Source organism: Paraburkholderia sp. GV068, assembly GCF_003058125.1.
Taxonomy (GTDB): domain Bacteria; phylum Pseudomonadota; class Gammaproteobacteria; order Burkholderiales; family Burkholderiaceae; genus Paraburkholderia; species Paraburkholderia graminis.
Genome location: NZ_QBUB01000011.1, coordinates 140653 through 156894, shown reverse-complemented (window position 1 = coordinate 156894; position 16242 = coordinate 140653). Strand labels below are relative to the sequence as shown.

Here is a 16242-nt window from a genome sequence, read left to right as displayed (position 1 = left end):
CGTATCGATCGTATGCGGGTTTTTAAGCGTGCTGGCTCAGCGTTCGTCCGCTGTTTGCGCTGGCCGGTCCATCGCATCGTCGAGCGCATTCCGATAGCCGCGCGATTGCATTTCCGCGAGCCGGCTCAGCGTTCTCGACAGATCATGCGCGCCTTCGAGGCCGCCCAACGCGGCATGAATCGGTTGATCCGATGCAATGAACAGCGCGCGCTTGCGGTCGTAAAGAATGTCGACGAGCCATACGAGCCGCTGCAGCGTATGCGCTTTCGTGAGCCATTCGGTACGCACGTTGTCGACGATGAGCCCACGCCAGCGCTCGGCGAGATCGAGGTAGTCGAGATGTGAACGGCTCGCCACGCAAAGCGCTTCGAAGTCGGCCCATAGAAGAGCCGCGCCGACCGCCCGCGCAATCAGCGGGCGGCCTGCTGCGCTGAGCTTCGTCGCGTCGAGTGCGCCGCTGCTTTCGTAGCGCAGAAAAACATCGCGCAGCGCGTCGCCGGTCGCGGCATCGAGCGGAGAAAAGAAACGCGGCGACGGATGCGCCTGACCGCCGAAACGATAATCGCGCGCGCCGTCGAAATGAATCACGCGAAAGTGCTGCCTGATCTGCCCGATGGTCGGCAAGAAACGCTCGTGAAACTCCGGGTCGGACAATAGATGCTCCGGCGCGTAGTTCGACGTCAGCATGATGCGCGTGCCGAGCGCGATGGCCGTGTCGAGAAAGCGGCCCATTAGAAACGCGTCGGCAATGTCGTGCACATGGAATTCGTCGAAGCACAACAGCTCGATGCCATCAAGCCATTGCTTCGACACGGAGCCGAGCCGGTCGTCGCCACGCGGTTCGTTCACGAGGCGCCGGTTCATCTCGCGCAGAAACTCGTGAAAATGCAGACGCCGCTTGCGGCAATCCGCGAGTTCGAACACGGTATCGACCACGAGGCTTTTGCCGCGTCCAGGCAGTCCGTGGCAATACACGCCCTGGTATCGTGAGTGAAAATCGCGCGCAGCCGGGCGGAGTAATTCGGCGAGCGCCGCCATGGCCTCGCGTTGCCTCGCATCGGCAACGATGCCGCGCGCGGCGAGACTGTTTTCGATCAGCGCTTCATCGAGCATAGGGTGCGCTGCTGGATCGACAGGGGTTTATCTTGTGGCGCTGAACGGCGCTCATGATCGAATCCCGTAAGCGTGCCGGAATGGATGCGGCGAATGCGCGTAATGTTACCGCAGCGTTTTGGTCGCGCTGCGCCGCGCCGTGCATCAGGAACACACTCAGCCGGTTTTAATCGGCTGCTTCGGCGCGTCTTGCGGCTCGAGGCCGAAGCGCTCGTATTGCGCGATCACCTGTGCACCGAACAGCAGCAGCGTCGCGAGCCATTCGAGGCTGAACAGAATCACGATCGCCATCGTGAGCGAGCCGTACACCACGCTGACTTGCGAAAGCGTCGCGAAGTACCACACCAGCACATGCCGCGTGATCTCCCACAACACGGCCGCGACAATACCGCCGAACAGCGCGTGTTTCAGCGACGGCCGTCCTACCGGCATCACCATATAAATCGACGTCAGCACAAAAATCTCACCGGCGAGACCCAGCAGATACAGCAGCACGCGCGACGCACCTTGCAGCGAAACATAGGTGCCGAACAGATCGATGCCGGCGGCGCCGACCGCTTCGAGTCCACTCGACACAACGGTGACGATCAGCGCGCCGACGCCGAGGAACAGGATGTAGCAATACGGCAGCAGCGCCGAGAGCAAAAAATGTCGCCGCCGTATGACCACGCGATGCACGAAGATAAGCGACATCGCATTCTCGAGCACGGTGAACGCAAGCGAACTGAAGAACAGCATCGTGACGAACAGCACCCAGCCGACCACCGCGCGATGAGCGAGGAAATTGGCGAGTTCATGCACGAGCGCCTTCGACTGGCCGGGCACGAGCCACTGCAGAAGATGCCCCAGCGCGGACAACAAAACGTGTTGCGGCACGATGCGCGACAGTGCGATGACGATGAGTATCATCAGCGGCACGATGGAAAGCAGCGCGTAATACGCGACCGCGCCGGCGAGCAGCAGTCCCTGGTTCGCGCGAAATGCTTTGAGCGCGTCGAGCGTAAACCGGCCCGGATGTTTCGCGACGTACAGCGTGCGTCGATCGATGATGAAGTGCATGGGTCCTCGCAACAAGCGCGTTTCGTGCCGCCGATGAGCGGCGCATTCCGACACGCCTGATCGCAAACATAAGCAAGAAAGCCGCCATGCTTATGACAGTCCACCCGGGAATAACCTTTGCTTGATACGGGCGACATGGCATCCGAACCCACCTCGAATATCGCAGCGGACAATGCCGGCCCCGGGGACCTCGTCATCGCACGGCCCGAGGGTTTGTATTGTCCGCCGGGCGATTTTTATATCGATCCGTGGCAGCCCGTCGAGCGCGCCGTGATCACGCATGCGCACTCGGATCATGCGCGCTTCGGGCATCGGCACTATCTCGCATCGCGTGCGGGCGCGAACGTGATGCTCTCGCGTCTGCCCGACATCTCGCTGCAAACGCTCGCGTATGGCGAGCGGCTCGACATCAACGGCGTCACTGTCTCGCTGCATCCGGCGGGACATGTGCTCGGTTCCGCGCAATTGCGCATCGAATACGGTGGCCGCGTGTGGGTCGCATCGGGCGACTACAAGCTGGACCCCGACCCGACCTGCGATGCATTCGAGCCCGTGCGTTGCGATACATTCATCACCGAATCCACCTTCGGTCTGCCGATCTACCGATGGGACACGCCGCAAACCGTGTTCGACGGAATCGATTCATGGTGGCGTCACAACGCGGCCCAGGGGCGCGCGTCCGTGTTGTTCTGCTATTCGTTCGGCAAGGCGCAGCGCGTGCTGGCGAGCGTCGACGCGGGCATCGGGCCGATCTTCTGTCATGGCGCGGTCGAGCCGCTCAACCGCGCGTATCGCGAGGCCGGCGTGCGCTTGCCGCCGGTACGGCTCGTCAGCGAAATTCCGCCGAAAGAGAAGGCCACGTTCAAACAGGCGCTGATCGTCGCGCCGCCGTCGGCGCAAGGCAGCGCGTGGCTCAAACGCTTCGGCGACTATAGCGACGCTTTCGCGTCGGGCTGGATGCGCCTGCGCGGCGCGCGCCGCAGGCGCGGCGTCGACCGCGGCTTCGTGCTCTCCGATCATGCGGATTGGCCCGCGCTGCAAACGGCGATTCACGCGAGCGGCGCACAGCGCGTCATCGTCACGCATGGATCGGTTGAACCGATGGTGCGCTGGCTGCGCGAGCAAGGGCTCGAAGCGGGAGCCTTCGCGACGCAATACGGCGACGACACGGTCGAAGCCGATGCGTTGGGCAGCGTCGAAACCGTCACGCAAGACGCGGTGACACATGCACCGGGCGACGAAGCCCGCGCGCCCGCATTCGACGACAACGATACCGCGAGCCGTTCATGAAGCGCTTCGCCGCTCTCTACACCGCGCTCGACGCGACCACTTCCACGCATGACAAGCTCGAAGCGCTCACGAGTTATTTCTCCGTGGCCGAGCCCGAAGACGCCGCGTGGGCATCGTATTTTCTGGCGGGCGGCAAGCCGCGGCAATCGGTGCCCACGCGCCTGCTGACCGAGTTCGCGCGCGAACGCGTCGGCTTGCCCGCATGGCTTTTCGAAGAGTCGTATCACGCAGTGGGCGATCTGGCGGAGACCATCGCGCATATCCTGCCGCCCGCGCAACGCAGCTCCGAACTCGGCCTCACACAATGGATCGAGCAGCGCGTGCTGATCTTGCGCGGTCTTCCGCCGGACGAATTGCGCACGCGTCTTTTCAGCTATTGGGACGAACTCGACTGGAGCGGCCGCTTCTTACTCACGAAGCTGATCGGCGGCGGCTTTCGTGTCGGGGTCGCGCGGCAACTCGTCGTGCGAGCGCTCGCGGAAGTGGCCGGTGTCGACCATAAGCGGATCGCGCAACGCATGGTCGGATGGACCGATTCGCGGCAGAAGCCGGACGCCGCGCGCTATCTGCGGCTGATCGCGCCCGAGGCATCAGAACTTGCCGGCGACGATGCGCAGCATCCAACAGAGCGGCACGACAGCGATCTCGGCCTGCCGTATCCGTTCTTTCTCGCGCATCCGTTGCAGGCCGATCCCGAGACGCTCGGCGATCCGTCGCACTGGCTGATCGAATGGAAGTGGGACGGCATACGCGCGCAACTCGTCAAGCGTGCGGGACGCGTGTGGTTGTGGTCGCGCGGCGAGGACCTGATCACCGATCGCTTTCCCGAAGTCACCGCGTTGGGCGAGGCCTTGCCCGACGGCTTCGTGATAGACGGCGAGATTCTTGCGTGGGAGCCGGGCGCTATCGCGCCATTGCCGTTCGCGCGTTTGCAACCGCGCATCGCGCGCAAGACGCTGACGAAAAAAATTCTCGCCGATTCGCCCGCTGCATTGCTCGCTTACGATCTGCTCGAAGCGGACGGCAAGGATTTGCGCATGACGCCGCTCGTCGAACGGCGTGCGCGTCTCGACGCGCTGGCGGCATCGCTCGACACCACGCTTGCGCGCGATTTGCTGCGCGTATCGCCGCTCGTATCGGCCGCGGATTGGCAGACGTTGGCTGCACTGCGTGAAGAAAGCCGCGCGCGCGGCGTCGAAGGCTTCATGCTCAAGGAGCGCGAGTCGCTGTATGGCGTCGGCCGCACGAAGGCTTCGGGTACGTGGTGGAAATGGAAGATCGATCCGTATGCGGTGGACGCCGTACTGGTTTACGCGCAGCGCGGACACGGTCGACGCGCGAGCCTGTACACCGACTTCACGTTCGCAGTGTGGGACGAAGCCAATGGCGTGCGCACGCTCGTGCCGTTCGCCAAGGCGTATTCGGGTCTTACCGATGAGGAAATGCGCCAGGTTGACGCAATCGTGCGCAAGACTACGATCGAGAAGTTCGGACCGGTGCGCAGCGTGACGCCGACACTCGTATTCGAAATCGGCTTTGAAGGCATACAGGCGAGTACGCGTCATAAATCCGGCGTGGCGGTGCGCTTCCCGCGCATGCTGCGCTGGCGCACGGACAAGCATATCGACGACGCCGATACGCTCGCGATGCTCAAGGGTTTCATCGACGATCGGGCCGCATAAGCGCCGCAGTCATTCACCAAGCATCTAAGCCACACCATGTAAGCAACAACAACGCGGCGCGGGAGCGAATCTTGCGGCCGTGCGCCGGGTGCCGCATAGCGGCGCACGCGACGATCAAGGAGAAGAAGGTGACGCTCGATAACCGATTCGACGACAGCGAAGACGTGGTCGTATGGCGGCCGATCCAGTATGCGATGGCGTCGCACCGTCGCGTGCTGGTGGTGGACGACTATCGTGAAGCAGCCGATGCGCTGCAGATGCTGCTGAACGCGGACGGATTCGAATGCCGCGCGCTGGACGACCCGCACGCGGTATGCGATATGGCGTCGGAGTGGCAACCGTTCGCCGTCGTGCTCGACATCAAGATGCCGGGAATCGACGGCCTGGAACTTGCGCGGCGCTTGCGGGCGCATCCATCGACGGCGCATATGCTGCTTGTTGCGTGCACCGCGTTCGCCTCGCGCGACGACCGCGCCCGCGCGCGCGCGGTGGGTTTCGACGCGCATTGCGCGAAACCGTTGACGCCGGAACGGCTCTTGCGCGTGCTCGAATCGGCTGCTGCGCTGCATGCGGCGGGGCCGCCGTAAAGCCTGCGCGGCCTTTGAAAAAACTGCGATTGCCGTTTCGCTGCATATGCTTGCCGATTCCCTCTATTTGCGCAGATCGCGGCGCGAGCGCCACACTTCATCCACGCGTTGTCCTCATCTTTTCCCAACATCTTCTGCCGCCGCACGCATGCGCGTAACAAACCGCATGTATGCAGGCCCGCCGGTTGCTGACCTTGTTGCAACGCCGTGCGTCTCGCACGCCGCACATGTTCATCAGCACTCTGGAGGATCGTATGAGCGACAAGGAACGTCCTACGCCACCGTTCGACGGACAGCAGCAGGATCAAACGCCGGGCCGCACCGCGCCGATGCACCCGCAACCGGATCACGGCGAAAAATCGTATAAGGGCTCGGGCCGCCTCGCCGGCAAGGCGGCGATCATCACGGGCGGCGACAGCGGCATTGGCCGCGCGGTCGCCATTGCGTTCGCGCGCGAAGGCGCGGACGTGCTGATCGCGTATCTGAACGAAGACGACGACGCGCGCGAAACCGCGCGCTGGGTCGAAGAAGCGGGCCGCAAGGCGGTGCTGGTGCCGGGCGACATCACCGATCGCGCGCATTGCAATGCGATCGTCGACAAGGCCGTGCAGGCATTCGGCCGGCTCGACGTGCTCGTGAACAACGCCGCGTACCAAATGACGTACCCGTCGCTCGACGCGATCACCGACGACGAGTGGGACAAGACCTTCGATACCAACATCGGCGCGATGTTCAGGATCTCGCGCGCCGCGGTCAAGCATATGAAGCCGGGCGGCGCGATTGTGAACACGACCTCGATCAACGCGGACCATCCGAACCCCGGCCTGCTTGCGTATGCGACGACCAAGGGCGCGATTCAGAACTTCACCGGCGGGCTCGCGCAACTGCTCGCGGAGAAGGGCATTCGCGTGAATTGCGTCGCGCCGGGGCCGATCTGGACGCCGCTGATTCCATCGACGATGCCGCCTGAGAAGGTCGAAAAATTCGGCCAGCAAGTGCCGATGAAGCGGCCAGGCCAACCCGCCGAACTCGCGCCCGCTTACGTAATGCTGGCCTCCGACGAAGCGAGCTACATTTCGGGCGCAACGATTGCAGTCACGGGCGGCTCGCCGATTATTTAGGCATATTGATTGAATCTCGACGCAAGCGAACCGCAGTTTGTGCGCTAGTGCAGACAGCGGTTCGCGCGAGAACGTCCCCGATATTTCGACACGCGCCTTCCTGCCGGGCACGGCGTTTGCGCGCACCACTAGTTCTTCCTAGCGCTCGCTGTGCGTCACCCTCGTCAGGAGAACCTCCCCATGAATACACCCACTGCGGATACGCCGCTGGATGTCGCGCCGAGCGACGTCGAGCGCGTGCCGGTGAGCTTCGACATCAACGGCAAACAGCATGCATTCGGCGTCGAAGCCTGGACGTCGCTGCTCGATCTGCTGCGCGAGCATTGCCATTTGACCGGCACCAAGAAGGGCTGCGACCACGGGCAATGCGGCGCGTGCACCGCGATTGTGAACGGGCAGCGCATCAACACGTGCCTTGCGCTCGCGGTTATCTACGACGGCGCTTCGATCACCACGATCGAAGGACTCGCGAACGGCGAACAATTGCATCCCCTTCAACAGGCTTTCATCGATCACGATGCGTTTCAGTGCGGCTACTGCACGCCGGGGCAAATCTGCTCCGCCGTCGCGATGCTCGAGGAAGGCCACGCGAAAACCGCCGATGAGGTACGCGAACTGATGAGCGGCAACCTGTGCCGCTGCGGCGCGTACAACAACATCGTCGCCGCGATTCTCGATGTGTCCGAACCGGCGGAAGCGGCGGAAGCAGCCGAAGTCGGCGACGCGGGAGCGCGGCCATGAACCGCTTCTCGTACACACGCGCGAGCGAAGTGCCGCAAGCCATCGACCAGCATCGCGCGAACCGGGCGGCTGCGTTTATCGCGGGCGGCACGAATCTCGTGGACCTGTGGCGCGAGAACGTCGCGCATCCGCAGCTCGTGATCGACATCAACCGTTTGCCGCTTCGGCAAATCGAGCCGACCGCCGCGGGCGGACTCAAGATCGGCGCGCTCGTGACCAACAGCGCGGCCGCCTACGACGCGACGATAAGCGCGCGCTACCCGTTGCTCTCGAAGGCGATTCTCGCGGGCGCGTCGCCGCAGATTCGCAATGTGGCGAGCGTCGGCGGCAACCTGCTGCAACGCACGCGCTGCCTCTATTTCTACGACGCGGGCACGCGCTGCAACAAACGCGAGCCCGGCACCGGCTGTCCCGCAATGGAAGGCGTGAATCGCATGCATGCGATTCTTGGCGCAAGCGAGCATTGCATCGCCGTGCATCCGTCGGACATGTGCGTCGCATTGTCCGCGCTCGATGCAACGGTTCATCTGTCGGGGCCGGACGGTTCGCGCGTGCTGCCGTTCGCGGACTTCCACCGCTTGCCTGGCGACACGCCGCACATCGACACGAATATGCGCGACGACGAGCTGATCACCGCCGTCGAGTTGCCGAAGCAGGGCTTCGCGGAACATCACGCTTACGTGAAAGTGCGTGACAGGGCTTCGTATGCGTTCGCGCTGGTCTCCGTTGCGCTCGGGCTCGAGCTGGACGGCGACATCATCGTCAATGCGCATTGCGCGCTCGGCGGCGTTGCACACAAACCGTGGCGTAATACGGAGGCCGAAGCATCGCTGCGCGGCAAGCCGCTGAATGCCGATACCGTGCGCAACTTCGCGACCGACATCCTGCGCGATGCGCGCGGCCGCCGCGGCAACGCGTTCAAGATCGAATTGACGGCGCGCGCCATCGAGCGTGCCTTCGCGATGGCGGCGCAACGTTCACTGGAGGAGCACGCGCGATGAACCGCATTGAGACTTTGCCCGCGTTGCGCGCGAGCGGTGTGCCGCACAACCGCGTCGACGGCAGGCTGAAAGTGACCGGCGCCGCGCAGTATGCGGCGGACTTCAGCGCGAACGGACTGACGTATGGCTTCGTCGTATCGAGCACGATCGCGGCGGGAACCATCGTGTCGATCGACGCATCGGCGGCACTCGCGTTGCCTGGCGTGCTGCATGTGCTGACCTGGCAGAATCGCCCGGAGTTGCCGCGCGAGGACAAGCCGTACAAGGACATGGTCGCGCCCGGCGGCAGCCCGCTCCGGCCGCTGTGGGACGACCGCGTGTGGTACAGCGGCCAGCCTGTCGCGCTGGTGCTCGCTGAGTCGCTCGAACTCGCGCGTCATGCGGCCTCGCTCGTCGACGTGCGTTATGAATCGGCGCCGCATCGAACGGAGATGGGCGAAGTGCTGATGAGCGCCGAGCCGCCGTCCACGGAGAAGGGCGGCTTCGATCCGCCGCCTCCGCCGCGAGGCGACGCCGACGCCGCGTTGGCGAACGCCGCAGCGCGCGTCGATGCGTTCTACAGCACGCCCGCGGAATATCACAATCCGATGGAAATGCATGGTTGCACGGTGGTGCCCGACGAGCATGGGCACTTGACCGTGTATGAAAAGACCCAGGGCGTCGTCAATACGAAGTCGTATCTGACGGCCGTATTCGGTTTGAAAGATGATGAGTTGCAGGTCGTCTCGCCGTTCGTCGGCGGTGCATTCGGCTCGGGTTTGAGGCCGCAGTATCACCTTGCGCTTGCGGTCATGGCCGCGCTCGAATTGAAGCGGCCGGTGCGTGTGACGCTGACGCGCCAGCAGATGTTCACGTTCGCGCATCGGCCGCAATCCATTCAGCGCGTGGCGCTCGGCGCCTCTGCCGATGGCCGCTTGCAGGCGGTGATTCACGAGGCGGTATCCGAGACCTCGCAGTACGAGGATTACTGCGACGTCGTGGTGAACTGGGCCGGCCAGCTTTATCGATGCGAGAACGTGACGCTTGGCTACAAGGTTGCGCGGCTCGATGTGCCGACGCCCGCCGACATGCGCGCGCCGGGCGCGGCGCAAGGTCTTTTCCCGCTCGAAGTCGCGATGGACGAACTCGCGGAAGCATTGCGGATGGACCCGCTGCAACTGCGCCTCATCAACTACGCCGAACGCGATGCGAACAAGAACCTGCCGTTCTCGAGCAAGGCGCTGCGCGACTGCTATCGCGAAGGCGCGGCGCGTTTCGGCTGGGACAAGCGGCCGCTCGCGCCACGCGCGCGGCGCGAGGGCACCGAACTGATCGGCTGGGGCATGGCGACCGGCGCGTGGGACGCGATGCAAAACGAAGCGTCGGCGCGCGCCGTGCTCACTCGCGATGGACGCGTGACCGTCTCCAGTTCAACCGCCGACATCGGCACCGGCACCTACACCGCGATGACGCAGATCGCAGCGGATGCACTCGGCGTGCCGCTGCAGGACGTGGTGTTCGAACTCGGCGATACGCGCCTGCCGAAGGCGCCGATAGAAGGCGGATCGTGGACGGTATCGTCGGTAGGCAGTGCGGTCGATGCCGCGTGCAAGCGGCTGCGCAATCGCCTCGTCGAACTGGCGCGGCAATATGGCGGCGGGCGCTTCGCAAGCATTGATCGCGACGACATACGGCGCATGGGCAAGCGCCTCGTGTGCGGTCACGGCACGGCCGACGCGATCGACATCGACGCGTTGCTCGAGCGCGCCGGGCTCGACAAGCTCGAAGAACAGGCCACCGTGAAGCCGCACGAAAAGCAGCAGGCGTATTCGATGGGCACGCATTCGGCGATCTTCGTCGAAGCGCGCGTGGACGAAGCGCTGGGCACCGTGCGCGTAACGCGCGTGGTGAGCGCGGTCGCGGCGGGGCACATCGTCAATCCGAAGACCGCGGCAAGCCAGGTGGCGGGCGGCGTGGTGTGGGGCATCAGCATGGCGCTGCATGAAGAAGGGCAGTTCGATCATGACATAGGCCGTCAGATGAACCATAACCTTGCCGAGTATCACGTGCCGGTCAACGCGGATATTCACGACATCGAGGTGCTCTTTGTCGAGGAGCACGACACGATCGTGAATCCGCTCGGCGTGAAGGGCGTGGGTGAAATCGGCGTGGTCGGCGTGGCGGCCGCGGTGAGCAACGCGATCTGGCATGCAACGGGCAAGCGCGTGCGCGACTTGCCGATTACGCTGGATAAACTGTTCGCGTGAGTTCGCTAGGGCGAGGAGCGTAGCGCCGTGCCGCGGTGCATTGGCCGCGCTGCGCTCTCGCCACTTCGCGGCGCGCGAAATGCAGCGTCAATCCGCGTACTTGAATTCCGGCAATGCCTCCAGCGACTTTTTGGTCGCCTCCGGCAAAACGACACGACGGTTGGTAATCTGCAGATCGTTGAACGGAACGGCCACGAGATGCTTGCCGATGCCGAGGAATCCTCCGACGGACAGAATCGCGTAAGTGCTGCGGTCGCCGCCTGGCGAGACGATCAGATCGTCGACTGTGCCGATGGTGTCCTTGTTCTTGTTGAACACGTCCGCGCCGGTCAGCTTCGACGCGCGATAGCCGCTCGCGAGTTGCACGACGTCCGTGCGCTTTTCGGTAATGGCTTGGGGCGCGCCTTGCGCATGCGCGTTGCCGTAGAGCGAAAAAGGCGTTAGCGGCACGAGCGTGCTGACGAGCAGCGCTGCCGCGAGCAGCGCCTTGGGTTGCATGCTTCGCATGATGGTTTCTCCTTGTTATGTCTCGCGCCGGTCGCGGCGCGTCGAGCCGAGTCGGCTTTCAAACGCGTTATCGCAAATTGCATGCCGCGTCGCCCTGTGGCGCGCGACGTCCAGGCCCGCGGATTGCTACAGGAGCGAGCCTCTTATCCGTATCGCCTACACTAAAAAGGCGCGTGCGCGCCCATGCTTCTCACAGGAAAACCTATGTCATCCCCGGCCAATTACTCGACGCGTATCGCGGAAGGCACGCCTTTCCCGCTTGGTGCGACATGGAACGGAAACGGCGTGAACTTCGCGCTGTTCTCGGCGCACGCAACGAAAGTCGAACTGTGTCTGTTCGATGAAACCGGTCAGCATGAAATCGAGCGCATCGAATTGCCGGAATATACCGACGAGGTCTGGCATGTGTTCGTGCCGAACCTGAAACCGGGCGCTGTGTACGGCTATCGCGTGCATGGTCCGTATGAGCCGGAGAAGGGTCATCGCTTCAATCCGAACAAACTGCTGCTCGACCCTTACGCGAAGGCGCATATCGGCGAACTGAAATGGGCGCCGGAAATTTTCGGCTACACGCTCGATTCGGAAGACGCGGACCTGTCGTTCGACGAGCGCGACAGCGCGCCGTTCGTGCCGAAATGCAAGGTCGTCGACGCGAACTTTTCGTGGATTCACCCCGAACGCAATCCGTTGCCGTGGGACCGCGTGATCTTCTATGAAACGCATGTGCGCGGCTTCACGAAGCGTCATCCGCAAGTGCCGGAGAATCTGCGCGGCACCTTCGCCGGACTCGGGCAGAAGGCGGTGATCGACTACATCAGGAGCCTCGGCGTGACCTCGGTCGAACTGATGCCGATCCAGACCTTCGTCAACGACAGCTATCTGCTCGACAAGGGCCTCACGAACTACTGGGGCTATAACACCATCGGCTTTTTCGCGGCCGACCCGCGTTTCTTCGCGTCGAACAACGAGTCCGTCAGCGAGTTCAAGGGCATGGTGGACGCGTTTCACAACGCGAATCTCGAAGTGATTCTCGACGTGGTGTACAACCACACCGCCGAAGGCAACGAACGCGGGCCGACGCTCTCGTTCAAGGGCATCGACAACGCGTCGTACTATCGGCTGATGCCCGATGAGCCGCGCTATTACATCAACGATACGGGCACGGGCAATACGCTCAATCTCTCGCATCCGCGCGTGCTGCAGATGGTGACCGACAGCCTGCGCTACTGGGTGACGGAGATGAAGGTCGACGGTTTTCGTTTCGACCTCGCGACGATTCTCGGTCGCGAGCCGCACGGCTTCGACGAAGGCGGCGGCTTTCTCGACAGTTGCCGGCAAGACCCGGTGCTCTCGAGCGTGCGGCTCATTGCGGAGCCGTGGGATTGCGGCCCCGGCGGCTATCAGGTCGGCGGCTTTCCGCCGGGCTGGGCCGAATGGAACGACCGCTTTCGCGATACCGTGCGCGCGTACTGGAAGGGCGACGAGGGCATGGTCGCCGATCTCGCGACACGTCTCACCGGATCGGGCGACAAGTTCAATCATCGTGGGCGGCGTCCGTGGGCGAGCGTGAACTTCATCGCCGCGCACGACGGCTTCACGCTGAACGATCTTGTCTCGTACAACGACAAGCATAACGAGGCGAACGGCGAGGACAACAAGGACGGCCACTCGGATAACAAGTCGTGGAATATGGGCGTCGAAGGTCCGACCGACGACCCCGAGATTCGCCAGCAACGCGAGCGTCAGAAGCGCAATCTGCTTGCCACGCTGCTGCTCTCGCAAGGCACGCCGATGATTCTCGCGGGCGACGAGTTCGGCCGCACGCAGAAGGGCAACAACAACGCGTATTGCCAGGACAACGAAATCAGTTGGGTCGACTGGGAAGGTATCGACGACGACGGCCGCGCGCTCACCGAGTTCGTCAGAAACCTGACGACGCTTCGCCACCGCTTGCCGGTGCTGCGCCGCAGCCGCTTTCTGACGGGCGAATACAACGAGGCGCTCGACGTGACCGATGCGCGCTGGCTCGCGCCGGACGGCACCGATCTCACCGCCGAGCAATGGGCCGATCCGCTGATGCGCTGCTTCGGTCTCGTGATCGACGGCCGCGCGCAGGCGAGCGGCATTCGCCGTCCCGCGTCCGATGCGACGTTGCTGCTGGTGCTCAATGCACACCATGACGTCGTCAATTTTAAATTGCCCGACGTGCCCGAGGGCGAGCGCTGGACCTGCCTGCTCGATACCAACATGCCGGTGCGCCCGGACTTGCCGCAGTTCAGCGCCGGCGACGAGTATCAGGTCACCGCGCGTTCGCTGCTGCTGTTCGCACTCGAAGCGCCGAGCCGCGCGACGCAACGCGTGTTCGACAGACTCGAACAGCAACTCACCTCGGATGAAAGCGAAACGCCGCCCGCTAGCTGAGCGGGAATAGCACTTGCTCTGCGTGGATGGCCACGCGCATTCGTCACGACGATGCGCGCGGCTTCGCCATGCCGGCATCCGCGAGACCTAAACCGTAGGGGACTCATATGGAACAGGAGCAGACCCCCCAGGAGGACCAGATCCGCACGCGCGCGTACTACCTGTGGGAGCATGCGCCGGAGCCGAAGGGCACGCCCGACGAGTACTGGGAACAGGCCCGCAGCGAGATCGAGAAGGAAGCGCCGCCAGTGGAAAGCGGGCCGATTGCAGAAGAGCCGAAAAAATAGCGTGATGACAGGGAGCGCCACAATCACAACCACGATCACAAGCAACAAGAAGCACGTAGCGCAATGAAGGACATTCCGGAACCGTCGCGCGGCGGGACGCCCACGCGCATCGACGCGCCGCCTGCCGCGTTCGGTCTCGATGCGCTGATCGCACTCGCGGTCGGCGCCGGTTTCGTCGCGTGCCTGTACTTCGCGCGCGCCGTCCTGATTCCGATGACGCTCGCGATTCTGCTGAGCTTTCTCGTCGCGCCGCTCGTCAAATGGTTGGGCCGACTGAAGCTCGGCCACGTTGCGTCGGTGTTTGCGGCCGTCGTGATGTCGATCTCGGTGATCGCTGTGCTGGGCGCGGTCATCACGATGCAGTTGAGCGACCTCGCCGCGGGCATGCCGCGTTATCAGGCGACGATCGAGCGCAAGATGGAAGCGGCGCACACGCTGACGGTGGGCAAGCTCGACCGTTTTGCGAAAGCCGCGGGCCAGGCGTTGCAACGCGCGACCGTCGAGCCGCCGCAACCGGAGCCGCGCCACGATGCGTCTTCTTCCGATGGCCGCGCGCCTGCCGCCGTGCCCGTCGAAGTGCGCGAGCCGGTGCCGACGCCGCTCGAAGTCGCGCGCCGCGTGTTGTCGCCGGCCATTAGTCCGCTGGAGACGGCGTTCATCGTATTCGTCGTGATGGTGGTGATCCTGCTGCAACGCGACGACTTGCGCGACCGCGCGATTCGTCTGTTCGGTTCGCGCGATCTGCACCGCACGACGATGGTGATGGACGAAGCCGCGCGGCGCTTGAGCCGCTACTTCGTTTCGCAGCTCGGATTGAATGCGGCCCTCGGCGTTGCGATTGGCGCGGGGCTTTTTTTCATCGGCGTGCCGAGTCCGATTCTGTGGGGCATCCTCGCGGCCTTGCTGCGGCTCGTGCCGTATGTCGGCATCTGGATCGCCGGCGGGCTGGCCACTGCGCTCGCCGCCGCGGTGAGTCCGGGTTGGGACATGGCGATCTGGTCGATTGCGCTCTTCGTGACGGTCGAACTGCTGGTGGGCCAGGTAGTCGAGCCGTTGCTGTACGGACGCAGCACGGGGCTCTCGCCGTTCTCGGTGGTCGTCGCGGCGATCTTCTGGAGCTGGATCTGGGGGCCCATTGGCCTGATCCTGTCGACGCCGTTGACGCTTTGCCTGCTCGTGCTCGGCCGCCATATCCGGCGCCTGGAATTTCTCGACGTGATGCTCGGCGATCAGCCCGCGCTCACGCCGGTCGAAAATTTTTATCAGCGCGCACTTGCGGGCGATCCCGACGAAGCGATTGCGCAAGCCGAAGCGCTACTGCGCGAGCGTTCGTTATCGGCTTACTACGACGAGGTGGCGATCAAGGGTTTGCAACTGGCCGCGAACGATGTCGTGCGCGGCAGCGTCACAGCGGTGCAGCTTGCGCGCATCGAGTCGACCACGAACGATCTGGTCGATGGCCTCGACAGTTATGCCGACGAGCCGCCGCAGCACGCAGCAGAAAACGCAAGTGCTGAGATCGGACCGGTCGCGCCGTCGCGTGAAGGGCCGCCTGCTTCGACGGCAACGCATATGCTGTTCGCGAACCAGGCACGCGGCGCGGCCGACGAAGCACGCGAAAGCGCCGCCGACAGCGCGGAAGAAGATGCGCGCGAGCAAACCTTGCAGCGTGCGCCCGAACTGCCGCAGGCGCACACAATGCCGCGCGCCGCGAATCAACGCGTCTTGTGCATTCCCGGGCGCGGCCCGCTCGATCCGCTTGCGACGACGATCATGCTGCAGTTGCTCGGCAAGCACGGCTTCACGGCGCGCGCATTGCCGCATGAGGCGGCATCGCGTGCGTCGATCGACCGGATGGACGCCGACGATGTCGGTATCGTGTGCCTTCTCTATCTTCAGATAGACGGCATTCCCTCGCATTTGCGCTACATGGTCCGGCGCATTCGCGCGCGCTTGCCGAACGTGTCGATCATCGTCGGACTATGGACGCCCGAAGATCTGCAGAAGTGGAGCGTCGATCTGCAAAACGCGATGGGCGCCGAATGCTACGTGACTTCGTTGCAGGAGATGCTGGCCGCTTGCCATTTGTGTGGCAGCGCGACGCGCGATGAATCGCTAGCGGTGGCTAACGGATAACAACGGGTGCAACCCGCGCATGTAAAAAACGCCCGGCGCTTGCGCGTCCGG

Annotated in this window: 13 protein-coding genes; 10 read left to right on the top strand and 3 right to left on the bottom strand. The window is 63.7% G+C overall.

The features are described from left to right. Positions 1-36: 36 nt before the first annotated feature. Complete coding sequence (gene zapE / locus C8K18_RS22155) at positions 37-1113, bottom strand: cell division protein ZapE (RefSeq protein ID WP_006047050.1); 1077 nt, start codon at positions 1111-1113, stop codon at positions 37-39. A gap of 156 nt (positions 1114-1269) precedes the next feature. Then, positions 1270-2172 carry a YihY/virulence factor BrkB family protein gene (locus tag C8K18_RS22150; RefSeq protein ID WP_006047051.1) on the bottom strand — a complete coding sequence of 301 codons (903 nt, stop codon included), beginning with the start codon at positions 2170-2172 and terminating at the stop codon, positions 1270-1272. A 135-nt stretch (positions 2173-2307) separates the two neighbouring features. On the opposite strand from C8K18_RS22150, the gene C8K18_RS22145 reads away from it, so the two are divergent. From C8K18_RS22145 to C8K18_RS22115, 7 genes are all read left to right on the top strand, one after another. Further along, on the top strand, positions 2308-3462 hold the full coding sequence (locus C8K18_RS22145) for a ligase-associated DNA damage response exonuclease (RefSeq protein ID WP_107709811.1): 1155 nt from the start codon (positions 2308-2310) through the stop codon (positions 3460-3462). After that, a complete protein-coding gene (locus tag C8K18_RS22140) occupies positions 3459-5144 on the top strand; it encodes an ATP-dependent DNA ligase (RefSeq protein WP_107709809.1) in 1686 nt (561 codons plus the stop codon). The genes C8K18_RS22145 and C8K18_RS22140 overlap by 4 nt, the downstream gene beginning before the upstream one ends. Positions 5145-5272: 128 nt before the next feature. Then, the gene (locus C8K18_RS22135; RefSeq protein WP_006047054.1) at positions 5273-5731 is read left to right on the top strand and encodes a response regulator; all 459 of its coding nucleotides are present in this window, start codon (positions 5273-5275) and stop codon (positions 5729-5731) included. A gap of 254 nt (positions 5732-5985) precedes the next feature. Then, positions 5986-6852, top strand: a complete 867-nt coding sequence (locus tag C8K18_RS22130; RefSeq protein ID WP_107709807.1) for an SDR family oxidoreductase — start codon at positions 5986-5988, stop codon at positions 6850-6852. Positions 6853-7032: 180 nt separating this feature from the next. Continuing rightward, positions 7033-7593, top strand: coding sequence for a (2Fe-2S)-binding protein (locus tag C8K18_RS22125; RefSeq protein WP_107709805.1), 561 nt, complete (start codon positions 7033-7035; stop codon positions 7591-7593). Further along, positions 7590-8594: a xanthine dehydrogenase family protein subunit M gene (locus C8K18_RS22120; RefSeq protein ID WP_107709803.1), complete on the top strand. Its 1005-nt coding sequence runs from the start codon at positions 7590-7592 to the stop codon at positions 8592-8594. The genes C8K18_RS22125 and C8K18_RS22120 overlap by 4 nt, the downstream gene beginning before the upstream one ends. Beyond that, positions 8591-10840 carry a xanthine dehydrogenase family protein molybdopterin-binding subunit gene (locus C8K18_RS22115; RefSeq protein WP_107709801.1) on the top strand — a complete coding sequence of 750 codons (2250 nt, stop codon included), beginning with the start codon at positions 8591-8593 and terminating at the stop codon, positions 10838-10840. The genes C8K18_RS22120 and C8K18_RS22115 overlap by 4 nt, the downstream gene beginning before the upstream one ends. Positions 10841-10927: 87 nt before the next feature. Here the strand turns inward: C8K18_RS22115 and C8K18_RS22110 are convergent, their stop codons facing one another. Continuing rightward, a complete protein-coding gene (locus C8K18_RS22110) occupies positions 10928-11347 on the bottom strand; it encodes a PRC-barrel domain-containing protein (RefSeq protein WP_006047059.1) in 420 nt (139 codons plus the stop codon). Between the two features lie 204 nt (positions 11348-11551). Here C8K18_RS22110 and glgX point away from each other — a divergent pair, with 204 nt between their 5' ends. The 3 genes from glgX (at position 11552) to C8K18_RS22095 (ending at position 16191) form a co-directional block, all read left to right on the top strand. Beyond that, positions 11552-13768, top strand: coding sequence for a glycogen debranching protein GlgX (gene glgX, locus C8K18_RS22105; RefSeq protein ID WP_107709799.1), 2217 nt, complete (start codon positions 11552-11554; stop codon positions 13766-13768). 107 nt (positions 13769-13875) lie between these two features. Next, positions 13876-14055 carry a DUF2934 domain-containing protein gene (locus C8K18_RS22100; RefSeq protein WP_107709797.1) on the top strand — a complete coding sequence of 60 codons (180 nt, stop codon included), beginning with the start codon at positions 13876-13878 and terminating at the stop codon, positions 14053-14055. 63 nt (positions 14056-14118) lie between these two features. After that, positions 14119-16191, top strand: a complete 2073-nt coding sequence (locus tag C8K18_RS22095; protein WP_107709795.1) for an AI-2E family transporter — start codon at positions 14119-14121, stop codon at positions 16189-16191. Positions 16192-16242 lie beyond the last annotated feature (51 nt).

Bases quoted from the DNA above. Each gene is read 5' to 3' on its own strand.
- C8K18_RS22095 (WP_107709795.1), top strand. From the start codon at position 14,119: ATGAAGGACATTCCGGAACCGTCGCGCGGCGGGACGCCCACGCGCATC.
- glgX (WP_107709799.1), top strand. From the start codon at position 11,552: ATGTCATCCCCGGCCAATTACTCGACGCGTATCGCGGAAGGCACGCCT.
- C8K18_RS22145 (WP_107709811.1), top strand. From the start codon at position 2,308: ATGGCATCCGAACCCACCTCGAATATCGCAGCGGACAATGCCGGCCCC.
- zapE (WP_006047050.1), bottom strand. From the start codon at position 1,113: ATGCTCGATGAAGCGCTGATCGAAAACAGTCTCGCCGCGCGCGGCATC.
- C8K18_RS22125 (WP_107709805.1), top strand. From the start codon at position 7,033: ATGAATACACCCACTGCGGATACGCCGCTGGATGTCGCGCCGAGCGAC.
- C8K18_RS22130 (WP_107709807.1), top strand. From the start codon at position 5,986: ATGAGCGACAAGGAACGTCCTACGCCACCGTTCGACGGACAGCAGCAG.
- C8K18_RS22110 (WP_006047059.1), bottom strand. From the start codon at position 11,347: ATGCGAAGCATGCAACCCAAGGCGCTGCTCGCGGCAGCGCTGCTCGTC.
- C8K18_RS22115 (WP_107709801.1), top strand. From the start codon at position 8,591: ATGAACCGCATTGAGACTTTGCCCGCGTTGCGCGCGAGCGGTGTGCCG.
- C8K18_RS22150 (WP_006047051.1), bottom strand. From the start codon at position 2,172: ATGCACTTCATCATCGATCGACGCACGCTGTACGTCGCGAAACATCCG.
- C8K18_RS22140 (WP_107709809.1), top strand. From the start codon at position 3,459: ATGAAGCGCTTCGCCGCTCTCTACACCGCGCTCGACGCGACCACTTCC.
- C8K18_RS22120 (WP_107709803.1), top strand. From the start codon at position 7,590: ATGAACCGCTTCTCGTACACACGCGCGAGCGAAGTGCCGCAAGCCATC.
- C8K18_RS22100 (WP_107709797.1), top strand. From the start codon at position 13,876: ATGGAACAGGAGCAGACCCCCCAGGAGGACCAGATCCGCACGCGCGCG.